Raw genomic sequence first — 17715 nt, forward strand, 5'->3', positions numbered from 1 at the left:
GAAAACTGCGATTTTCGCGAATTTGGGTATCGGTCTTCGCTAGTGCAAACCGCTTCGCGAGACAAGCGCCCAAAGCAGCGCAGAGCAGCGGGCTGGCCTTTTCAGCCGCTTTCGGCCGCTCGGCACCGATAGAATGAACGCCGCCGGCCGGTATTCCGGTCGGCGGTCTTTTCGTCAGGTCAGGCCGTTGCGATATAGGCCCTGATTTCGTCGGCCTCGCGCTCGACATCCTCGATGCGGCGCTTGACCACGTCGCCGATCGACACGATGCCGTCGAGCAGCCCATCCTTTTCCACCGGCAGATGGCGGAAACGGCCTTTGGTCATGATCTCCATCACCTCGTTGACCGTGTGGTTCTCGTTGCAGATCTTCACTTTCGGCGTCATCGCCGAGCGTACCGTTATATCAAGTGCGGCAGCGCCTTCCCTGGCAACGACCCGCACGATGTCACGCTCGGAAAGGATGCCGACGATCTTGCGATCGCCATTGGTGATGACCAGTGCACCGATCTTGTGGTCGGCCAGGATTCGAATGGCTTCGCTGAGCTTTACATTCGGCCCGAGCGTGAACACGTCATGGCCTTTTCTCTCGAGAATTGCCTTAACCGTCATGGCGTCCTCCTCCTCCTGCTTGGCTAGCCAGCTCCCGCCCTGACCGGCTTCACATAGGAGTGAACATCGTGCGCCGTGATCGGTTGCTTTTCAAGTGTGCCAGTGGGGTGTGCCAGTGGGGTGCGCCAATAGAGTGCGCTAGTGGGGGGTGCGCTGGTCGTCGGGGATCTCCCATTCAGGCGCCCGCCAGCGCCGGTCGAACCAGCGCAATCCGAAGAAGCCTGCGACGAGGCCGCCAATGTGCGCTTCCCAGGCGATCTGGCCGGGTTCTCCGAGCCCGAGACCGTAAAGGCCGGTGGCGAGATTGATGACCATCCAGGCGCCGAGAAAATTGACGACGCCGCGCATGCGCAAAACGACTGCGATCGGCAGCACGGGACCGGCAAAGGCCGCCCTGCCGGAGGAGCGGTCGGTACGGAACCCGAAGCGAGCCGCCGCACCCATCATGCCCGATATCGCCCCGGAAGCGCCGACCAGCGGTGCTTCGCCGTATGGATGGACCGCCCAGAACAGCACCACCGCGGCCAGCCCGGTGGCGGCGAAAAACAAGGCGAACCAGAACCAGCCGAGACGGTTGGCCAGCGGCGACCCGAAGGCGGCCAGCGCAACCATGTTGATGGCAATGTGGGCAACGCCACCATGCATGAAGGCATAGGTGAAAGGACGGGTGAAAAGGAACCAGTCGAAACCGTATTGGCCGGTGTAGAGGACCGGAATGAAGGCGCCGTCGGTGAGCAATGTTATCTGCTGCTCTTCGGTCAGCACATATTGCTGCAGCAGGAAGACGGCAACGCAGATGCCGATCACCGCCAGCACCGCCGGTGGCAGGTTGAACACCGGCTCGCGGCGCGGCGGCGGCGCCTCCGCGGTCTGTTCGGTCTCCAGGGGGCCGGCCGGTTCGCTCATATGCTCTGATCCAGGGATTTGCGTGTCGCGAGCATCTAGGCCATGCCCGGACAAATCACAAACTACGAATCACAAAGCGCGAATCACAAACCGCGAATCAAAAAGAAGCCGTCCAAGGTTTCCCTTGAACGGCTGGTCGAGCCCCCTGCTCCCCTAAAACTATTGACCGAAGTGCTGTTGGTCGTCGCGAAACGACCGCTTCTGGAGTGGTTTTGGTGTGCCATGGCAAGCCTGCGCGCGCAACGTAAACCACTTGTTAACCTTAACGCCCCCGACCCGTGAACAAGTCTTAACGACGCTGGCACGCATCCTGCTCCGGAACGCATGTAGGTCATCGGAGGGCGCCCTTTCTGTTCACCGATGGGACCATCAGACGGCAGAATGCGCGGAGTTTAATAGCATGAACCAGAACGGATCAATCGCGCTGTTCCATTATTGGAATCGCCTGCGTCATGGACGTCCTGCCCCAAAGCGTTCGGAAGTCGAACCGGCCGACATCAAGGCGCTTTTGGCCGACACCTTCATCCTGGAAAGGGATACGCGCGGCGAAGCGGTGTTCCGGCTCGCCGGCACCAGGCTTTGCGCCGGCTACGGCCGCGAGCTCAAGGGATTTTCGTTCCCCTCGCTTTGGCGTGACAAGGACCAGCGGCTGGTGTCGCGCCTCATTCATGGCGTTTTCGAGCAGAAATCCGTTGTGCTGATCACTTACGAGGGGTTCAGCCGCAGCGGCCGGTCCAACCACTTCGAACTGCTTGCGCTGCCGCTCGATGGCGGCGTCGAGAACCCGCGCTGCCTCGGCGTCATCAGCGCCGTGGAAAAGCCGTTCTGGCTGGGCGCCGACCCGATCACCGACGCGCTGATCGACGCCATCCGCGTCATCGCTCCCGACAAGGAACCGATGTTCCTGAAAAACCGTCCGGAAATATCCGTTCCTTCGCTGGCTCCCACCGAACTCGAAGCGGCGGAGACCATCTCGGCGCTCGGTCGGTCGCGCCGTATCCGCCACCTCGTCGTGTTCGACGGCGGGCGCGAGCAATAGTCTCCAAGCCGGCGCTAATCTTAACTATCGGCGACCCACTTTTCTCCTTTGTTAACCTGCTTGGCTGTAGTTTTGGCCGAGATTCCACGCACGACGCGGGAATGCCAACGGGGTGTAGGCAGTCATGAGGTCAGCGGCGGTCGAATACGCACCGTCCCGCGCCGAAAGGCGTAACTTTCAGCGCGTCCGGGTCAAGATCTACGGGCGCTTCATGCTGGAGGACCGCACCGAACACCCTTGCCAGGTCGTCGATATGTCACCGGGCAATGTCGCGTTGCGCACCGAGCGCGTCGGCATGCCGGGCGAAAAAATCATTGCCTATATCGATCATATCGGCCGCATCGAGGGCGTGGTGACGCGCACCTCGCAGGACGGCTTCGCCATGACCGTCATTGCCTCGGATCGCAAGAAGGACAAGCTTGCCGCGCAGTTGACCTGGCTCGCCAACAAGCATGAACTCGACCTGCCGGAAGACCGTCGCCACGAACGCGTGGCGCCGCGCAACCCGACAAGCGTGCTGCAGCTCACCGATGGGCGCCAGTATCAGTGCCGCATCATCGACCTGTCGCTATCGGGCGCGGCGGTCGAGATCGACGTCAAGCCGGCGCTCGGCATCCAGGTGATGCTAGGCACCATGCGTGGCCAGGTGGTGCGTCATTTCGAGGATGGCGTCGCCATCGAATTCGCCGTCATCCAACGCCCGGAAACGCTCGATTCCGAGTTCAACGCCCCGCGCGCCTGAACGATCGGCAACAGGCAGCAAAAACGAACCGGCCCTGCGCGGCCGGTTTTTTGTTGCCGGCGTTCCGCCTGCCTCTCCAGCTTGTAGCGGCACGCAGCAAATCCACGGCTCCACCCGGAAATCCGCGCCCCGACACCGCGGTTTTACGCCGAGACCTGAACGATTTTATTTTAAAATAGGTCAAATTTTACGCGTATTCTATTGAGCTTTTACTCAATGTCTACTTCGGGTTTTTGCGTCAAATAAATCCAGCGCTGTCATTGTCTCCTCAAACGGGGAGACTGACCAATGGCGAAGATTTGGGGCAAGCTGTTGCTCTTGGCAATGGCGATGCAGCTTTCCGCTTGGGGAACGGCGCAAGCAGCAGGACCGGCCTACATGCACACTGGCGGCCGCACGACACAGCCGGTCGGTCACTACGAATTCTGCCAGAAGCTGCCGCAGGAGTGCGCTCAGCGCACGCCGAAGCAGGCACCGGTCGAACTGACCCGCAAGCTGTGGGCGGCGATCGTCGACGTCAACAATTCGGTCAACACCCGGATCGTGCCGCGCACCGATATGGAAATGTGGGGTAAGGAAGAGGTCTGGTCCTATCCCGACAGCGGCTTCGGCGACTGCGAGGACTATGCGCTGGAGAAGCGCCGCGAATTGATGGCGCTCGGCGTTCCCGCCGGCAATCTCTTGATGACCGTGGCGCGCCAACAAAATGGCGACGGCCACGCGGTGCTGACCGTGCGCACCAGCCTCGGCGAGTTCATCCTCGACAATCTGGAGTCCAAGGTGCTGTCCTGGACCGACACCGACTATACATACCTGAAGCGCCAGTCCGACCAGAATTCCGGCGTGTGGGTGACGATCAATGACGGTCGCGCCGACGCGGTTGCCAGCGTCCGCTAGGACGCCATCACAGAGGTCAAGCACATCGAATAATGCGACGTGCCTAACGAGAAAGCCCGGTCGAGTCCCCACCCTCCCCGTCCCCAACGACCGGGTTTTAAGGAGCCGGCCCCGTCCCCGGGCCGGCTCCACCATTTCTGGAGGATGGCTAGAAGATCAGCCAAGCTCCCGAAGCTGGCACAGGCCAGCTATTGAGCTGCTAGGGGCTTGTCCACGAGTTTCTCAACCAGCCGCTTGAGTTCGGAAGGTGTAGTGTGGCCACCGACGATCTCGTGGTAACTGATACCCGCTATTCGCAAGGCTTCCCTCTTAACCGCATCACGCGCCGCAGCCGAACCCTGATGATGCGCGTGACCTTGGTATTCCAAGGCATGTCGAGGCAAACAATTCTCGTCCACAAGGAGGAGGTCAACGCGTTTCGAGTTGATACAGCTGTAGGCGTCCGCGTCCTTGCTGCGCAGGATCTCCCCCAAAGACACTTGTGCCATAACCTGCCATGCTGGATTACAGCCAATAACCATACGGTCGAGTTCCTTGAAGACGCGCGCTTCACTCTTGTTGAGAAGCGGTTGAACGGTGAAGTTCGCATCCATGACAATTCGCAACTGGTCAGCTGGATCAATTGGTTCGGTGGCGCGGAAACAGGCTTCGAGGCGGTCCACAGGCCACTAAGGATGTCACCACTACTGCGCTCTCTCGCCCACCGCCAGCGGTTTCTCTTCCTCCATGCCTGCCTTCGAATTCTTGACACGAAACGCTCTAGGGCCATGCCAGCGAAAACGCCCGCAAGGAAAATAGCGGTTGGCAGAAGAGGTTTCGCGATTAGCTCAACGTAATCCGGTGGCATGCAAGTAAGCTACCTCCACGACTAGATTATTCATTGACGGCCTAGTTCCAGTTGCAACAATAAGCGGCCAAGGGGCCAGCGATGTCAATTTTGGGTAGTGGGGTCAGTTTGAACTTGTCGCTGCGCTTTTTGCCGGGCACGGTTCTTTTGTAGGCCGCGATGTTGATTGCAATGGAAGCAAGCGGCTGCAAGGTTGCTCAGATCGTCAGAGCCGCCGTCCATTCGAGCTTTCTTGTGTTCAATGGTGAAACGGGTCGAGCCGCTCTTCGTGAACTGGCGCTTGCAATAGCAACATTTCCCGCCTTGGCTCTTAGCCAAATGTCGGCGCACCCACGCACGATACTGAAGGTTTCTTAGATCCGTCATATCCCCCCGCAACAGGGAACTATGGCAGCGGCCAAACGTCAATCCGTCTCTTGTAAGGGACCGTGCACAGTCGACACCTCCCTATCGCCCCCGCCAAGCGCATCTAACGACCGCCTTTCCACGCAGGAGATCGAGGCACTATAGGCCGTTAGTTTCGCCTTCTGGATCGCGGCGATGTTGGAAATCCCCGAAGATCACTGCGAGCGCCATCGCCTGTTCGAGGCGATCGACGGTGCCTTCAAGACCGGCGATTTCGCGGGGCTCGGCGTGGCATTGCGGCACGCCCCGCTGGTTCGACGAGCACATGCCGTTCGAGATCGGCCTCGGGCACCCGCTGGAGTATGCGATCTATTGAAGCCCCGTCGGGTTCATCTTGACCTTGCTCGATGCCGGTCGAATCCGAATTATCCGGATCATGGCGGGTTTCCGGCAATCATTGCTGCTCTGTCCACCGACCGAACCGACAGACTGGAAATCGCCCAGGTGCTGGTCAACGGTGGCGCCGACCCCGACATGCGGGGCGTGAACGACTGGACGCCGCTTCACTATGCTGTGGCCATCCGCAGTGTCGATGCGATCCGCCTGCTTTTGGCGGTGGGTGCCGACCCGGCACTCGAAACCCGCATTGATGACTATACGACAGCCCTCAAGGAAGCCGACAATGCCGGCTTTGAGGACGGCGCTTCATTGTTGCGCGATGCGATGGCCGGGCGCGGCTCCGACGGACAGTGAGTTGGGCGCAATGAACCGTCGGGACAAGATTGGCCGGCTGGCCTTACGTCTCTTTCAGCCCCGCCTTGAAGCGCTTGCCGTTCGCGACGTAGTGCGCGGCCGAGGCGCGCAGCCTGGCGACCGCGGCGTCGTCCAGCGTCCTGATCACCCGCGCGGGCGAGCCGACGATCAGGCAATTGTCGGGGAACTCCTTGCCTTCGGTGACCAGCGCGCCGGCGCCGACCAGGCAATTCTTGCCGATCCTGGCGCCGTTGAGGACTATGACGCCCATGCCGATCAGGCTGTTGTCGCCGATCGTGCAGCCATGCAGCAAGGCGCGGTGGCCGATCGTGCAGCCCTGCCCGATCGTCAGGGAAAAACCGGGATCGGTGTGCATCACCGTGTGTTCCTGGACATTGCTGTCGGCGCCGATGATGATCGCCTCGTTGTCGCCGCGGATGACCACGCCAAACCAGAAGCCGGCATTGCGGCCGACGCTGATGTCGCCGATCAACGTCGCATCGGGCGCGATCCAGTTGCTGTCGGCATCCTCGAAACGGGGCGCTTTTCCGTCGATTGCGTAGGTCGGCATTTGCAGTCTCCGATTCGTCGCAGGCCGGGACAAACCCTAGAACAATCCGAGGAAAACCGCGTGCCGGTTTTCTCCCGCATTTGCCTCAAGGCAAATACCGCGCCAGCGATTCCACCAAAAGCAGAAGCGCACCAGGAGAGTTGATGCCCCAGGAGGCAATGGCGATCAGCACGATGCCCAGCACCAGCGCCCAGGCGATCACCGTGCAGCCGCAGGACATCAGCATGAGCGTGGAAATGCGGCCTTCGCGCCGCGCATCGAGCGCATCGTTGGCGAGCATGAACGGCCCGGCGCAAGCGGTCGTGGCCAGCGAGCGCAGGATGTACGCCGGCGACACATAAGGCTCGGCAAAGGCAAGCCGGCGGCCCGCCGCCAGTACCATCACGGACCCAGCGAGCCCGCAGGCGGTGAGCCCGACGGCAAAAGCGAAGAGAACGGGTAGCAGCAGGCTCATCTTTACCTTCCGTTTACCATGAAATCGCACAGTCGCGTCCAGCGCAGCAAGAGCCATGCCGCGGCATGTGTGCCGCCCAGGGACAGAGGGCGGCGACTATGGGGATTGCGATGAAGCAGGCAGCGACCGCAGAAGAGTTCAACGTCGTCGATTCCGTGCTGATGAAGCGGGTGTTCTATGCTTTTGCCGCACTGGCGCTGCTGTCGCTGGCGATCAGCCTTGGCGGAAAATGGTTCGGCCGCTCGATCGCCATGGCCGGCTACACCGACGACATCACGGTCCACAGGGTAGTGATCGGCAACAATGTCATTGCCGTGCCGGCCAACGCCATCCGCTTCCTGCAGGCGCGGCGCGACGGCATCGCTTCGCGCCTCGACCTCTATCTGCGCTATCCCCAGATGGACGGCTACAGCGAAGCCGCCCGCGACGATTTCAACCACACGGGGGCCGCCAAAAACATCATCTTCCTGTCGTTTGAACCGCAGATGATGTCGCGCGACATGAGCGGCCGTTTCGCGCCGATCTATAGCGCGCTCATCAGCCAGCCCGGCGCGCCCGGCCCCGGCGGCACGACGATTTACGGTTTTACGGAAAAATCAGGCTATCTCAACGAGGTGCTCGCGGTCGCCGGCCGGGCCGGCAAGGACCCGTTCGTCGCCCGCTGCCTGAGCGGACCGAGCGCTGAGGAATCGCTGGCGCCCTGCGAGCGCGACATCCAGGTCGGCGACAGCCTCAGCCTGACCTACCGCTTTCCCCGGGAGTTGCTGGGCAACTGGCCGGCGCTTGACGCCGCTATCGTCGCCGAGGCCACGCGCGTCCTGAAGACGGGGCGCTAGCCTGCCTCTGTTCGGGCGAAGCGAAGCGGCGCAGAAGTTTACGAACGTTGGCGGGACAGCACCCCCCTCTGTCCTGCCGGACATCTCCCCCGCAAGGGGGGAGATTACGCCCCCATCACTGCTTTCGCCAATTATCGAGGTTGCAGAAGAAGAGCCGAGGAACTGCCGATCTCCCCCCTTGCGGGGGAGATGTCCGGCAGGACAGAGGGGGGTGGGAAGGATCGCCGAGGCTTGCTCTTCATCTCCCCACTTCGTTGGAGATAGGCAACTCCGATCCCCAGTTCCGCGATCAGGCCAGATCGATGTCGAGGATCGCCATCGAGAAATTATAGTCGCCGTCGTCCTCGTCCTTGAAGACGATGCCGAGGAACTCGTCGCCGACATAGACCTCGGCCGAATCTTCCTTGCGCGGCCGCGCCTTCACCTCGAGTTTGGGATTCTGGAAGACGCGCTTGAAATAGGCGTCCAGCTTTCTGATTTCGTCCGGCTTCAAAAGTCTTCTCCGATCGTCGGGCTTGCTCGTTGGAACGCGCTTCTGGCACGTCGACAATGGCGATGTAAAGGCAAGCCGGCTGGATAGAACGCGAACCCTGGGGCCGGATGATTTCAGGTCGAATCCAAATCCGCCTCTAAATCAAGGAGGTAGAGCATGATGTCGTCCGAAAACCGCCTCACACTTTTCGGCATCATGCTTCAGAGGCAACGGCGCCGGCAACCGGACTCAGTCCGGCGCGCCGGGTGTTGCAAATCAGATGTCGAAGCTGACGACCTGATCCATCGACTGCGACGGCAAAAGCTGGTCCATCTGCCGCGAAGGCTGGTCGCAGCCGGTCTCGCCGACGACGCGGGCCGGTACGCCGGCAACCGTCTTGTTGTGCGGCACCGGCGACAGCACGACCGAGCCTGCCGCGATCTTCGAGCAATGGCCGATCTCGATATTGCCGAGAATCTTGGCGCCGGCGCCGATCAGCACGCCGTAACGGATCTTGGGGTGACGGTCGCCGCCGGCTTTGCCGGTGCCGCCCAGCGTCACGCCATGGAGGATCGACACATCGTCCTCGATCACCGCCGTCTCGCCCACGACGAGGCCGGTGGCGTGGTCGATGAAGATGCCCTTGCCGATGCGGGCGGCCGGGTTGATGTCGGTCTGGAACACCGAGGACGAGCGGCTCTGCAGATAGAGCGCGAAATCCTTGCGGCCCTGATTCCACAGCCAATGGGCCAGCCTGTGCGTCTGGATCGCATGGAAACCCTTGAAATAGAGCACCGGCATGATGAAGCGGTCGCAGGCCGGATCGCGGTCGTAATAGGCCTGGATGTCGACACGCACGATCGACGACCATTCCTTGTCGTCGGCCAGCATCGACTTGAACGTCTGGCGGATGAGGTCGGAGCCGATGTCCTGATGCGCGAGCCGCTCGGCGAGCCGATGGATGACAGCTTCCTCCAGGCTCTCCTGGTTGAGGATGGTCGAATAGAGGAACGCCGCCAGAAGCGGGTCGCGGTTGACCGCTTCCATCGCCTCGTCGCGGACCGAACGCCAGATCGGATCGACCGGCTGGACCATTGTGGGGCGGGAAATGCTGATGCTGTTCATCGACGTCTTGTCCTGCGTCCTGGCCGCTTGCCTATTCTCCGGCGGCACATATAAGCCAGATCATAGCACGATTGAACTCAATTTTCCTTAGTGCTCGGTGAAATGGATTTGGTTCACGGAAATTCAAGCCGCCATGGAAAACGAACCCTTGATCGACGCTCCGCTGAAACGCGCGCTCTCCGCGCTCTATCAAGCTCCGGATCGCCACTATCACAACCTCGCCCATATCGAGGCGTTGCTGGCGCTGGCGGACGAATATCGAGCATCGCTGCATGATTCCGGCGCCGTCGAAGCCGCAATCTGGTTCCATGACGCCATCTATGACAGCCGCGCCAAGGACAACGAGGCCAGGAGTGCGGCACTTGCGCAGGACAAACTTGCCGCCCGCACCGATCCGGAGCGCCTCGGCCGCATAGCGGCGATGATCGTCGCCACCGCCACGCATGAACTGCCCAGCCTTCAACCACGGTGCCTTGCCGATGAGAACGCCCTCCGCGACGCAGCGCTTTTCCTCGACATGGACCTGGCGATACTGGGTGCGTCAGCCGACGCTTTCGACGCCTATGAACAAGCGGTCCGCCGCGAATATGGCTGGGTCGAGGAGCCGATGTGGCGCGCCGGCCGCGGCGCGATTCTCAAGACTTTCCTCGCGCGCCAGCATATTTTTCACACGCAGGAATTCCGCCACAGGTTCGAGCCCCAGGCCAGGCAAAACCTGGCGCGGTCTCTAGAAACGCTCAAATCCTAATCCGGAAATGTCTCCATGCGCTGCGCATAGGCTTTGAAACCGGCGCGCCTGTAGACCGATTGCGCGGCCGGATGGTCGTATGTGTCGGTATGAAGCCAGACCCTTTGCGGCGCCCGCGACCAGATGGCGCGAAGCGCCTGGTCGAGCAGGAACGGGCCGAGCCTGCGACCCTGGAAGGCGGGAACCAGCCCGAAATGAACCAGCTCGACCTCAGGCTGGCCGACGCCGTTGAATTCGCACAGACCAGCGGCCTCGCCCTCGACGCGCAGCACATGGATATGTGTCGAGGGCAGCGCCAGCAGGCGCTCGAGGTCTTCCGCCGGCATGCGCAGCCGCTGGTCCCACTGCACCGGCTCGCCGACAGCGCGGTAGAGGTCGATGTAAGCGGCGCTGTCCAGCCTTTCCAGCGCCACCGTGGTCGCTGCTGCAGGGCTGACGCGTGCAGGCGCCAAATCGCGCGGGCGCATGTCCATATAGGTGACGAGAAGGTCAACCAAAGCGGCACCGCCTCCGGCTGCAAGCCAGACGAAGATCGATCACCTGAAGGCGCCAACGGACTTGGTGGCCGCCCAAACAAAGAACAGGCCGATCACCAACGACAGCCCGTTGAGGAGGATACCGACGATGCCGAGGACACGATTGTCGTTTGAACGTCCCAGTGCCATCAAGCCAAAAACCACGCCGGTGATGTGCGCCAGCGGCGCCGCAACGAGAAACACCAGCAGAAAAACCCCGCCGAGGACGTTTTGAGCGGCCAGCGACGCCTCGCCTGGCATCAGCGCCAGCGTGACCACCGCCGCAAAATCCATTGCGAACGCCAGCAGGGCCAGGATCACCGAGCGTTTGCCCAAGCTGCTCCGCCCCGCCACGCCGGGCATTGCTATCGTGCTTCTTCCCCATCCGGCCATTACTCGTCCCCGATCAGGTGAAAGCGCCGATCGTCGATGCCATTGCCACAAGCAGCAGGAAGCCAACCGCCAGGGAGCCGCCGTTGAGCAGGATGCCGACGACCCCAAGCACGCGGCTATCGTTCGAACGCACCAGCGCGATCAGCCCGAAAATCAATCCGGCAATATGCGCCAACGGCCCTGCCAGCAGGAAAACCGCCATGAAGAAAGCCGTGGCGATGTTCTGGGCACGCTCGGATGCGTGGGCCGGCAGCGCCACCATTGTGGTCAGCGCTATCACACCGGCACCGAAGGCGAGCAGCGCCAGGATGACGGAACGCTTGCCGAACATGCTTGTCACGACGGCGCCCGGCAGAGCGTCGGCGCTTCTTCCCCATTGAGCCATTGTTTGCCACCCCTCGCCGGCCGCCCAATCCATTTCGCCCGAAAAATCGCTTACCGGTTAAAGCGGATTTTCGGCATAAAACTCCAAAACCCGCTGCTTGAAGGTCTTGTCGCCCACAGCCAGCATATGGTCGCGGCCGTCTATGTGAAACACCTTGGCGTTCGGCATCAGCGCGGCGAGCTCGTCGGGCGAGCCGCCGATATCGTCTGTCGTCCCGACCGCAATCAGCGTCGGTTGGGCGATGCGCGTCATGTCGTGTTCGCTGAGCAGTTCGCGCGACGTGGCGATGCAGGCGGCCAGCGCGCGGCGGTCGCTGCGCGTCTGATCGGCAAAGGCGCGAAACGAGCGGCCGCGCGGATGGCTGGTGGCGGCCGGATCGTCGGCCAGCAGCGCCTCGGCGATCGGGTCCCAGTCGCCGACGCCGTCGACCATGCCGATGCCGAGCCCGCCGAAGACCAGAGTCGCCACCTTGCCGGGATCCGACAGCGCCAGGAACGCCGCGATGCGCGCGCCCATCGAATAGCCCATGACATGCGCGCGGCCGATGCCGAGATGGTCGAGCAGGGCCGCCGCGTCCGAAGCCATTTTGGCCGGGGTGTAGTCGGCCTCGTCATAGCTTTTCGACGACGAGCCGTGGCCGCGATTGTCGAAGGCGATGGCGCGATAGCCGGCATCGTTCAGCGTCTTGAACCAGCCGGGCGATACCCAGTTGACATAGTGGCTGGAGGCAAAGCCGTGGATCATCAGCACCGGATCGCCCGCCCCCGACGCCGGAAGGCGGTCGAGGAAGGCGAAGTCGAACCCGTCATGGGAGAAGAATTGCATCGGGAGCGGCTCAGCCGGCGCCGGGCGTGGGCGCGTTGCCCTTGTCCGATGGCGGCATGCCGAGGCCGGACACCGTGCCGACGGCCGGATGGCGCAGCAGATCGCCATGGTCGATGCCGTTTTTGGCGGCGGTGCCGGCCTTGAGCTCCAGCACGAAGCGCACTGGCACACCCGGCGAGATGACTGCATCGGACAATGGAGTGCCGTGCTTGACGGCCCGGACCTTGCCGTCCTGTCCAACAAAGATCAGGTCGAGCGGCATCGGCGTGTTGTGCATCCAGAAGCCGACCTGCTTCTGCATCTCGAAGACGAACAGCATGCCATGATTGTCGGCCATATCCTGGCGATACATCAGGCCGGCCTCGCGTTCCGAGTCGGTGTCGGCGACTTCGATCGAAAAGGATTTATCGCCGCCTTTCGTCGCCACGACCAAGGGTGTCGGATCGACGGGAAGGATCATCGCCTGACCGCCGGCGATCGTCTGCTGGGATGCGGTCGGCTGCCCGGAATAGAAGTAAGCGCCTGCGGCTACCGCAACGATGACGCAGAGCGCGCCCGCTGTCAGCCAGTTCCTGTACGCCATTGGAAATCCTCGACCAAAGACCATGATCCCTAAAAGTGGTCTCAGGTATTCGGATAAGATCGTGGTGAAACCAAGAAAAACGCCGTCCTGACTTCCTCAGGAAGGCTCGCGTCCTAATGCGCGACCGGCAAGGTGCCCATATCAGGGTGAATCTCGGCAGCCATGAGGCCCTTGTCACCGCGTCCGAAACGCACCAGCACGACCTGTCCGGGCCTGAGCTCGGTGATGCCATAGCGGCGCAGCGTCTCCATATGGACGAAGATATCCTCGGTGCCCTCGCCGCGCGTCAGAAAGCCGAAGCCCTTGGTGCGGTTGAACCACTTAACCAGCGCCCGCTCGAGCCCGCTTTCCGGCGTCACCGCCACATGGGTGCGCTGTTCCTGCATCTCGGCCGGATGGACCGCGGTGGCGGTGTCCATGGACAGCACCCGGAAAGCCTGCAAACCACGGTCGCCATGCTTGACAAGGCACACGACACGCGCGCCCTCCAATGCCGTCTGAAAACCGTCCTTTCGAAGGCAGGTGACATGGAGGAGGATGTCGCCCGAGGAACCGTCATCGGGTAGTATGAAACCGTAGCCCTTGGCCACGTCGAACCATTTGATGGCGCCGGCGATTTCGACAAGGTCGGCGCTATCGCCGCCACTGTCGCGCTTCAGGGCGTCGTCAAGGTTCTCATCCCGCCTCGTGAAAGAGGCCTTATCCCCCATAAGAACGCCCCCTTTTTTTCAAGAAAACCGCAAGTGATTCTTGACATTAGATTAACACCGCCGCTTCCGGGGTGTGCAAGACCTGCCGTGCCTTTTTTCACGGTTGAATACAGGAATAGCTGACTTGTTTTTTGCCGGCGTCGCTGCCGGCTGCAATGGCGATCCGTCAAGGCCGTCAACCGGTCGGCAATTTGCATCGGATTTTGCCGAAATCGGCAACCACTTGTGGTCGGACGCTTTTGTCAGAGCAACCTGATTTTCCAAAAACCGGTGATCACTTTTCCAGTCCGATGCTCGTTGCCCTCCGGCGGGGTGGACCTTATGTTGCCTCGCAACCCAAACATCCCCGAGGAAATCCCATGCGCTACCTCCACACAATGGTCCGTGTCGCCGACGTCGATGTCTCGCTCGATTTCTACTGCAACAAGCTCGGCCTGAAGGAAGTGCGCCGCTACGAAAACGAGCAGGGCCGCTTCACGCTGATCTTCCTCGCCGCCTCCGAGGATGTAGAAAGCGGCATCACTGAGAAGGCGCCGCTGATCGAACTGACCTACAATTGGGATCCGGAGGAGTACAAGGGCGGCCGCAATTTCGGCCATCTCGCCTATGAGGTCGACGACATCTACGCCACCTGCCAGCATCTGATGGACAATGGCGTCGTCATCAACCGGCCGCCGCGCGACGGCAACATGGCCTTCGTCAAGTCGCCGGACGGCATCTCCTTCGAACTGCTGCAGAAGGGCCCGGCCAAACCCAAGGCCGAGCCGTGGGCATCGATGCCGAACACCGGCACCTGGTAGCGATCACGCCATCTTGAGCGAGGCGGCCGCGCCGACAAGCCGGCCGCCTTTGCCATTTCGACCAACGGCACCTATTTACCTGCCTGTCGCGCCAGCCAAGCAAAGCCAGTGCCTCATCCAGGAGAATTCATTTATGCCGACCAGCCGTGCCGATGTCACCACCGCATATGCCAGCCGCTATTTGCAGCAGCTGTGCAAGCACTGGGCGCACAAATTTCCCGTCGTGTTCGATCCAAACCACGGCACCATCGATCTGTCGCTCGGCCGCACGGTTCTCGATGCCGATGCGGCAGCGCTGCATATCACGGTGTCGACGGATGAAAGCGGATCGCTGGAGCGCATGGAGAGCGTCGTTGCCGATCACATCAAGCGCTTTGCCTTCCGCGAGGAGCTGACTTTCGAGTGGAAGCAGGCTCCGGCGACCTGATCTGCTGTCAGCCGCAACGCCGAACGCCGGAAGCTGCCAGCCCCGGGCGACGTTATGGCGTCACTTGGTTGCGACGCCATCTGAACCGTCGGAACGACGGATCGATCAGAACTTGTAGTTCAGGCCGATCTTGATCGTATGGGCGTCGATCTTCACCTTTGCGTCGTTGCCCTCGATATCTGTCAAACGGACCTTACCGAAGTCGAAGTACTGGTATTCCAGCTTCGTGGTCCATTTGTCGGCGAAGGCCCATTCGACACCGCCACGCGCCGCCCTTGGCGTAGATCACCAGCCTGTCGGTGGCGTAGCCCAGACGTGCCGTCAGATCGCCATAGACGCCCAGTTTCGCCGATCCGAAATTGTCGGGCTCTTCGACGATAGTCCTGTCGCCATCGAGGCCGAGATAGCCCAGATCGGCTTCGACGCCATAGACGAATGCTCCAGACTGCCAGTTGTAACCGGCCTGAACGCCGCCGAGGAAGCCGTCGGTATCGACGTCATGGGTCTGACCAAGCTCCTCGTCGAAGAAGGAATCCGTCTGGTCGACCGCGTCACCGCGTCCCCAGCCATAGCCGGCGTTGATGCCGACATAGCCACCCGACCAGACAAACCCTGCCGGTACGGTCTCAATCACGTCGGCGGCGAACGCCGCGCCGCAAGCCGAAATCAGGAAAGTAGATGCGAGAAGCAGACGTTTCATGAAACTCCCCAATGCGTCGGAAAGAGCATAGCACAGACATGCAGTATTCATTAAGCTGCCTAGGCCGGATAATCGAAAATTGTTGCAGAAAAACAACTGTTTAGCCGAGGCTTAATTAGCATCGCGACCGCAACGTAGAAGCGGTTCAAAGCGAACGCGCTATCTGCAGCAGCGCCAGCACCGAGCGCCAGTTGCGCGCGGTGCCGGGCACTTTCAGCACGCGCGGGATGAGATTGGCGAACACCGATTTGCCGAGCCCGTCCGGCGCCTTGAGGTAGAGCACGTCGTCCCTGACCTCGAAGCTTTCCGGGCCGGTGCATTTTTCGGCAAGCCTGGCGATCTCGTCCGCCGTCGGCTGGCGCTCCAGCGTGTAGGCGTGAAGCTTGGTCGGATCGCCGGCGACTTCCGGATAAGGATTCTCCTTCACCAACCGTTCGAACCAGGAGAGATCGCGCACCATGATGCGCGAGTGAAAGCCCCATTTTTTCTCGAACGCCATTTCGATCTGTTTCGCCAGCGTGGCGGCGTCGCCCTTCTTGGTCCGGAACACGACATTGCCGCTCTGCACATAACTGGCGACATCGGTGAAGCCTAGCGCCTCGAATAACGCCCGCAACTCCGCCATCTGGACGATGCGGTTGCCGCCGACATTGATGCCGGAAAACAGCGCGACGAACACGGCACCGCTCATATGATGAACCCGGCCAGGGTCTCGTTGTCGCTGATGTCCTGATAGTGGACGCCCTCGGCCTCGAAATTCGCCTTCAGCAGGTCGAAATTGCGCCGGTCCCTGGTTTCGATGCCGATTAGCACAGAGCCGAAATTGCGTGCCGATTTCTTCATATATTCGAAGCGGGCGATATCATCGTCGGGACCGAGCAGTTCGAGGAAGTCGCGTAGCGCGCCCGGCCGCTGCGGAAAGCGGATGATGAAGTATTTCTTCAGCCCCTCGAAGCGCAGCGCCCGCTCCTTCACGTCGGGCAGCCGCTCGAAATCGAAATTGCCGCCCGACACCACCGCGACGATGGTCTTGCCGCGGATTTCCTTGCGCGAAAAATCCTTCAACGCGTCGATCGCCAAGGCACCGGCCGGCTCCAGCACCACACCTTCGATGTTGAGCATCTCGATCATGGTGGCGCAGAGCCGGTTCTCAGGGATCAGCCGCACCGCCTGAGCGGCGAACTCCTTGAGGTGGCGCAACGGCTCGCGGCCGATCTCGGCCACCGCCGCGCCGTCGACGAAATTGTCGACATTGGCGAGCCGGACGCGCTTGCCGCTGGCGAGGCTCTGATGCAGGCTCGGCGCACCGGCCGGTTCGCAAAAGACGTAGCGCGCGTCACGTTGCTGATCGGCGAAATAGTGCGTCACCCCCGCGGCCAGGCCACCGCCGCCGACCGGCAGCATGATGATGTCGGGCATGCGCGCGCCCGGCATCTGGCCGGCGATCTCATAGGCGACCGTCGCCTGCCCCTCGATAATGTCCTTGTGGTCGAAGGGCGGCACCATATGCGCGCCGGAACTTTCGGTGAATTCGAAGGCGGCGCGGTAGCAGTCGTCGAAGAAGTCGCCGACCAGCCTGATCTCGACGAAATCGCCGCCGAACAGCCGCGTCTTGTCGATCTTTTGCTGCGGCGTCGTCACCGGCATGAAGACCACGCCCTTCTTGCCGAAATGGCGGCAGACGAAGGCAAAGCCCTGCGCATGGTTGCCGGCCGAGGCGCAGACGAACAGCTCGGCCTCGTTGCCGGCGGCAAGCGCCTTGCGGAAAAAGTTGAAGGCGCCGCGGATCTTGTAGGAGCGCACCGGTGAAAGATCCTCGCGCTTCAACAGCACCCGAGCCCCCGTCTTCTTCGACAAATAGTCGTTTTCCTGCAGCGGCGTTTCGGGAAAGATCTCGCGGATCGCGGCTGCGGCGGTGGCGACACGGAAGGAGAAACTGTTCATGGCGCCGTCACCTCTGGATCGAATGGTTCGAAGGCGAAGCCTATTGCACAATTCGCCGTTTGCAGCCACCGATGCGGCGCGGCCGCT

The 17715-nt window shown here is 61.5% G+C and carries 26 protein-coding genes and 1 pseudogene; 9 read left to right on the top strand and 18 right to left on the bottom strand.

Annotated elements, in window-relative coordinates:
- Positions 1–179: 179 nt before the first annotated feature.
- Together NKJ80_RS09660 and NKJ80_RS09665 are read right to left on the bottom strand one after the other, a co-directional pair.
- The gene (locus NKJ80_RS09660; RefSeq protein WP_023667498.1) at positions 180–611 is read right to left on the bottom strand and encodes a CBS domain-containing protein; all 432 of its coding nucleotides are present in this window, start codon (positions 609–611) and stop codon (positions 180–182) included.
- A gap of 138 nt (positions 612–749) precedes the next feature.
- Positions 750–1517 carry a rhomboid family intramembrane serine protease gene (locus tag NKJ80_RS09665; protein ID WP_023706620.1) on the bottom strand — a complete coding sequence of 256 codons (768 nt, stop codon included), beginning with the start codon at positions 1515–1517 and terminating at the stop codon, positions 750–752.
- Between the two features lie 42 nt (positions 1518–1559).
- Here NKJ80_RS09665 and NKJ80_RS09670 point away from each other — a divergent pair, with 42 nt between their 5' ends.
- The 4 genes from NKJ80_RS09670 to NKJ80_RS09685 all read left to right on the top strand — a co-directional run bounded on the left by NKJ80_RS09670 (position 1560) and on the right by NKJ80_RS09685 (position 4195).
- Complete coding sequence (locus tag NKJ80_RS09670) at positions 1560–1799, top strand: hypothetical protein (RefSeq protein WP_155927147.1); 240 nt, start codon at positions 1560–1562, stop codon at positions 1797–1799.
- Between the two features lie 118 nt (positions 1800–1917).
- A complete protein-coding gene (locus NKJ80_RS09675; protein ID WP_023681508.1) occupies positions 1918–2556 on the top strand; it encodes a PAS domain-containing protein in 639 nt (212 codons plus the stop codon).
- 124 nt (positions 2557–2680) lie between these two features.
- Entirely contained in the window at positions 2681–3298 is a 618-nt protein-coding gene (locus NKJ80_RS09680; RefSeq protein ID WP_023667501.1) for a PilZ domain-containing protein, read from the top strand.
- 288 nt (positions 3299–3586) lie between these two features.
- Complete coding sequence (locus NKJ80_RS09685) at positions 3587–4195, top strand: transglutaminase-like cysteine peptidase (RefSeq protein WP_023681509.1); 609 nt, start codon at positions 3587–3589, stop codon at positions 4193–4195.
- A 188-nt stretch (positions 4196–4383) separates the two neighbouring features.
- Here the strand turns inward: NKJ80_RS09685 and NKJ80_RS09690 are convergent.
- Together NKJ80_RS09690 and NKJ80_RS09695 are read right to left on the bottom strand one after the other, a co-directional pair.
- Positions 4384–5042 (bottom strand): annotated as a pseudogene (locus tag NKJ80_RS09690) (DUF2726 domain-containing protein).
- Between the two features lie 84 nt (positions 5043–5126).
- A complete protein-coding gene (locus NKJ80_RS09695) occupies positions 5127–5408 on the bottom strand; it encodes an HNH endonuclease (protein ID WP_032905114.1) in 282 nt (93 codons plus the stop codon).
- Between the two features lie 174 nt (positions 5409–5582).
- Between NKJ80_RS09695 and NKJ80_RS09700 the strand changes: the two genes are divergently transcribed.
- Complete coding sequence (locus tag NKJ80_RS09700; RefSeq protein ID WP_245262623.1) at positions 5583–6140, top strand: ankyrin repeat domain-containing protein; 558 nt, start codon at positions 5583–5585, stop codon at positions 6138–6140.
- A gap of 43 nt (positions 6141–6183) precedes the next feature.
- Here NKJ80_RS09700 and NKJ80_RS09705 read toward each other — a convergent pair whose 3' ends face one another.
- On the bottom strand, positions 6184–6711 hold the full coding sequence (locus NKJ80_RS09705) for a gamma carbonic anhydrase family protein (protein WP_023805264.1): 528 nt from the start codon (positions 6709–6711) through the stop codon (positions 6184–6186).
- Between the two features lie 85 nt (positions 6712–6796).
- Positions 6797–7165 (bottom strand): DUF6949 family protein, encoded by a 369-nt coding sequence (locus tag NKJ80_RS09710; protein ID WP_023805265.1) that lies wholly within the window; start codon positions 7163–7165, stop codon positions 6797–6799.
- 110 nt (positions 7166–7275) lie between these two features.
- Here NKJ80_RS09710 and NKJ80_RS09715 point away from each other — a divergent pair, with 110 nt between their 5' ends.
- Positions 7276–8001 carry a hypothetical protein gene (locus NKJ80_RS09715; RefSeq protein ID WP_023805266.1) on the top strand — a complete coding sequence of 242 codons (726 nt, stop codon included), beginning with the start codon at positions 7276–7278 and terminating at the stop codon, positions 7999–8001.
- Between the two features lie 289 nt (positions 8002–8290).
- Here the strand turns inward: NKJ80_RS09715 and NKJ80_RS09720 are convergent, their stop codons facing one another.
- Both NKJ80_RS09720 and cysE read right to left on the bottom strand, forming a co-directional pair.
- Positions 8291–8494, bottom strand: a complete 204-nt coding sequence (locus tag NKJ80_RS09720) for a DUF3126 family protein (RefSeq protein ID WP_006200852.1) — start codon at positions 8492–8494, stop codon at positions 8291–8293.
- 255 nt (positions 8495–8749) lie between these two features.
- A complete protein-coding gene (cysE, locus tag NKJ80_RS09725) occupies positions 8750–9598 on the bottom strand; it encodes a serine O-acetyltransferase (RefSeq protein WP_023667506.1) in 849 nt (282 codons plus the stop codon).
- A gap of 133 nt (positions 9599–9731) precedes the next feature.
- On the opposite strand from cysE, the gene NKJ80_RS09730 reads away from it, so the two are divergent.
- The gene (locus tag NKJ80_RS09730; RefSeq protein ID WP_027050421.1) at positions 9732–10346 is read left to right on the top strand and encodes an HD domain-containing protein; all 615 of its coding nucleotides are present in this window, start codon (positions 9732–9734) and stop codon (positions 10344–10346) included.
- Here NKJ80_RS09730 and NKJ80_RS09735 read toward each other — a convergent pair.
- From NKJ80_RS09735 to NKJ80_RS09760, 6 genes are all read right to left on the bottom strand, one after another.
- Entirely contained in the window at positions 10343–10843 is a 501-nt protein-coding gene (locus tag NKJ80_RS09735; protein ID WP_352497483.1) for a GNAT family N-acetyltransferase, read from the bottom strand. The two genes, NKJ80_RS09730 and NKJ80_RS09735, sit on opposite strands and share 4 nt — an antisense overlap.
- Before the next feature lie 39 nt (positions 10844–10882).
- Positions 10883–11197 (bottom strand): hypothetical protein, encoded by a 315-nt coding sequence (locus NKJ80_RS09740; RefSeq protein ID WP_352497484.1) that lies wholly within the window; start codon positions 11195–11197, stop codon positions 10883–10885.
- 70 nt (positions 11198–11267) lie between these two features.
- Positions 11268–11639: a hypothetical protein gene (locus NKJ80_RS09745; RefSeq protein WP_023751498.1), complete on the bottom strand. Its 372-nt coding sequence runs from the start codon at positions 11637–11639 to the stop codon at positions 11268–11270.
- Between the two features lie 57 nt (positions 11640–11696).
- Positions 11697–12464 carry an alpha/beta fold hydrolase gene (locus NKJ80_RS09750; protein ID WP_352497485.1) on the bottom strand — a complete coding sequence of 256 codons (768 nt, stop codon included), beginning with the start codon at positions 12462–12464 and terminating at the stop codon, positions 11697–11699.
- Positions 12465–12474: 10 nt separating this feature from the next.
- Positions 12475–13047 (bottom strand): DUF192 domain-containing protein, encoded by a 573-nt coding sequence (locus NKJ80_RS09755; protein ID WP_352497486.1) that lies wholly within the window; start codon positions 13045–13047, stop codon positions 12475–12477.
- Between the two features lie 113 nt (positions 13048–13160).
- Entirely contained in the window at positions 13161–13757 is a 597-nt protein-coding gene (locus NKJ80_RS09760) for a cold-shock protein (protein WP_027050415.1), read from the bottom strand.
- A 359-nt stretch (positions 13758–14116) separates the two neighbouring features.
- Here NKJ80_RS09760 and NKJ80_RS09765 point away from each other — a divergent pair, with 359 nt between their 5' ends.
- Together NKJ80_RS09765 and NKJ80_RS09770 are read left to right on the top strand one after the other, a co-directional pair.
- On the top strand, positions 14117–14557 hold the full coding sequence (locus NKJ80_RS09765; protein WP_023681520.1) for a VOC family protein: 441 nt from the start codon (positions 14117–14119) through the stop codon (positions 14555–14557).
- A 133-nt stretch (positions 14558–14690) separates the two neighbouring features.
- On the top strand, positions 14691–14984 hold the full coding sequence (locus NKJ80_RS09770; protein WP_352497487.1) for a DUF2218 domain-containing protein: 294 nt from the start codon (positions 14691–14693) through the stop codon (positions 14982–14984).
- A gap of 105 nt (positions 14985–15089) precedes the next feature.
- Here the strand turns inward: NKJ80_RS09770 and NKJ80_RS09775 are convergent, their stop codons facing one another.
- From NKJ80_RS09775 to ilvA, 4 genes are all read right to left on the bottom strand, one after another.
- Positions 15090–15206, bottom strand: coding sequence for an outer membrane protein (locus NKJ80_RS09775; RefSeq protein WP_352497509.1), 117 nt, complete (start codon positions 15204–15206; stop codon positions 15090–15092).
- Entirely contained in the window at positions 15178–15684 is a 507-nt protein-coding gene (locus NKJ80_RS09780; RefSeq protein WP_352497489.1) for an outer membrane protein, read from the bottom strand. Before NKJ80_RS09780 ends, NKJ80_RS09775 begins: the two co-directional genes overlap by 29 nt.
- 145 nt (positions 15685–15829) lie before the next feature.
- Positions 15830–16375 (bottom strand): DUF1697 domain-containing protein, encoded by a 546-nt coding sequence (locus NKJ80_RS09785; protein WP_023815357.1) that lies wholly within the window; start codon positions 16373–16375, stop codon positions 15830–15832.
- The gene (gene ilvA / locus NKJ80_RS09790) at positions 16372–17628 is read right to left on the bottom strand and encodes a threonine ammonia-lyase IlvA (RefSeq protein ID WP_023815358.1); all 1257 of its coding nucleotides are present in this window, start codon (positions 17626–17628) and stop codon (positions 16372–16374) included. The genes NKJ80_RS09785 and ilvA overlap by 4 nt, the downstream gene beginning before the upstream one ends.
- Positions 17629–17715 lie beyond the last annotated feature (87 nt).

Origin of the sequence: Mesorhizobium sp. M0030 (assembly GCF_040323695.1) — a bacterium.
Taxonomy (GTDB): Bacteria; Pseudomonadota; Alphaproteobacteria; order Rhizobiales; family Rhizobiaceae; genus Mesorhizobium.

What these genes read in the sequence shown, in the direction of transcription:
- NKJ80_RS09660 (WP_023667498.1), bottom strand. Translation starts at nt 611, where the DNA reads ATGACGGTTAAGGCAATTCTCGAGAGAAAAGGCCATGACGTGTTCACG.
- NKJ80_RS09665 (WP_023706620.1), bottom strand. Translation starts at nt 1,517, where the DNA reads ATGAGCGAACCGGCCGGCCCCCTGGAGACCGAACAGACCGCGGAGGCG.
- NKJ80_RS09670 (WP_155927147.1), top strand. Translation starts at nt 1,560, where the DNA reads ATGCCCGGACAAATCACAAACTACGAATCACAAAGCGCGAATCACAAA.
- NKJ80_RS09675 (WP_023681508.1), top strand. Translation starts at nt 1,918, where the DNA reads ATGAACCAGAACGGATCAATCGCGCTGTTCCATTATTGGAATCGCCTG.
- NKJ80_RS09680 (WP_023667501.1), top strand. Translation starts at nt 2,681, where the DNA reads ATGAGGTCAGCGGCGGTCGAATACGCACCGTCCCGCGCCGAAAGGCGT.
- NKJ80_RS09685 (WP_023681509.1), top strand. Translation starts at nt 3,587, where the DNA reads ATGGCGAAGATTTGGGGCAAGCTGTTGCTCTTGGCAATGGCGATGCAG.
- NKJ80_RS09695 (WP_032905114.1), bottom strand. Translation starts at nt 5,408, where the DNA reads ATGACGGATCTAAGAAACCTTCAGTATCGTGCGTGGGTGCGCCGACAT.
- NKJ80_RS09700 (WP_245262623.1), top strand. Translation starts at nt 5,583, where the DNA reads ATGTTGGAAATCCCCGAAGATCACTGCGAGCGCCATCGCCTGTTCGAG.
- NKJ80_RS09705 (WP_023805264.1), bottom strand. Translation starts at nt 6,711, where the DNA reads ATGCCGACCTACGCAATCGACGGAAAAGCGCCCCGTTTCGAGGATGCC.
- NKJ80_RS09710 (WP_023805265.1), bottom strand. Translation starts at nt 7,165, where the DNA reads ATGAGCCTGCTGCTACCCGTTCTCTTCGCTTTTGCCGTCGGGCTCACC.
- NKJ80_RS09715 (WP_023805266.1), top strand. Translation starts at nt 7,276, where the DNA reads ATGAAGCAGGCAGCGACCGCAGAAGAGTTCAACGTCGTCGATTCCGTG.
- cysE (WP_023667506.1), bottom strand. Translation starts at nt 9,598, where the DNA reads ATGAACAGCATCAGCATTTCCCGCCCCACAATGGTCCAGCCGGTCGAT.
- NKJ80_RS09730 (WP_027050421.1), top strand. Translation starts at nt 9,732, where the DNA reads ATGGAAAACGAACCCTTGATCGACGCTCCGCTGAAACGCGCGCTCTCC.
- NKJ80_RS09745 (WP_023751498.1), bottom strand. Translation starts at nt 11,639, where the DNA reads ATGGCTCAATGGGGAAGAAGCGCCGACGCTCTGCCGGGCGCCGTCGTG.
- NKJ80_RS09750 (WP_352497485.1), bottom strand. Translation starts at nt 12,464, where the DNA reads ATGCAATTCTTCTCCCATGACGGGTTCGACTTCGCCTTCCTCGACCGC.
- NKJ80_RS09755 (WP_352497486.1), bottom strand. Translation starts at nt 13,047, where the DNA reads ATGGCGTACAGGAACTGGCTGACAGCGGGCGCGCTCTGCGTCATCGTT.
- NKJ80_RS09760 (WP_027050415.1), bottom strand. Translation starts at nt 13,757, where the DNA reads ATGGGGGATAAGGCCTCTTTCACGAGGCGGGATGAGAACCTTGACGAC.
- NKJ80_RS09765 (WP_023681520.1), top strand. Translation starts at nt 14,117, where the DNA reads ATGCGCTACCTCCACACAATGGTCCGTGTCGCCGACGTCGATGTCTCG.
- NKJ80_RS09770 (WP_352497487.1), top strand. Translation starts at nt 14,691, where the DNA reads ATGCCGACCAGCCGTGCCGATGTCACCACCGCATATGCCAGCCGCTAT.
- NKJ80_RS09780 (WP_352497489.1), bottom strand. Translation starts at nt 15,684, where the DNA reads ATGAAACGTCTGCTTCTCGCATCTACTTTCCTGATTTCGGCTTGCGGC.
- NKJ80_RS09785 (WP_023815357.1), bottom strand. Translation starts at nt 16,375, where the DNA reads ATGAGCGGTGCCGTGTTCGTCGCGCTGTTTTCCGGCATCAATGTCGGC.
- ilvA (WP_023815358.1), bottom strand. Translation starts at nt 17,628, where the DNA reads ATGAACAGTTTCTCCTTCCGTGTCGCCACCGCCGCAGCCGCGATCCGC.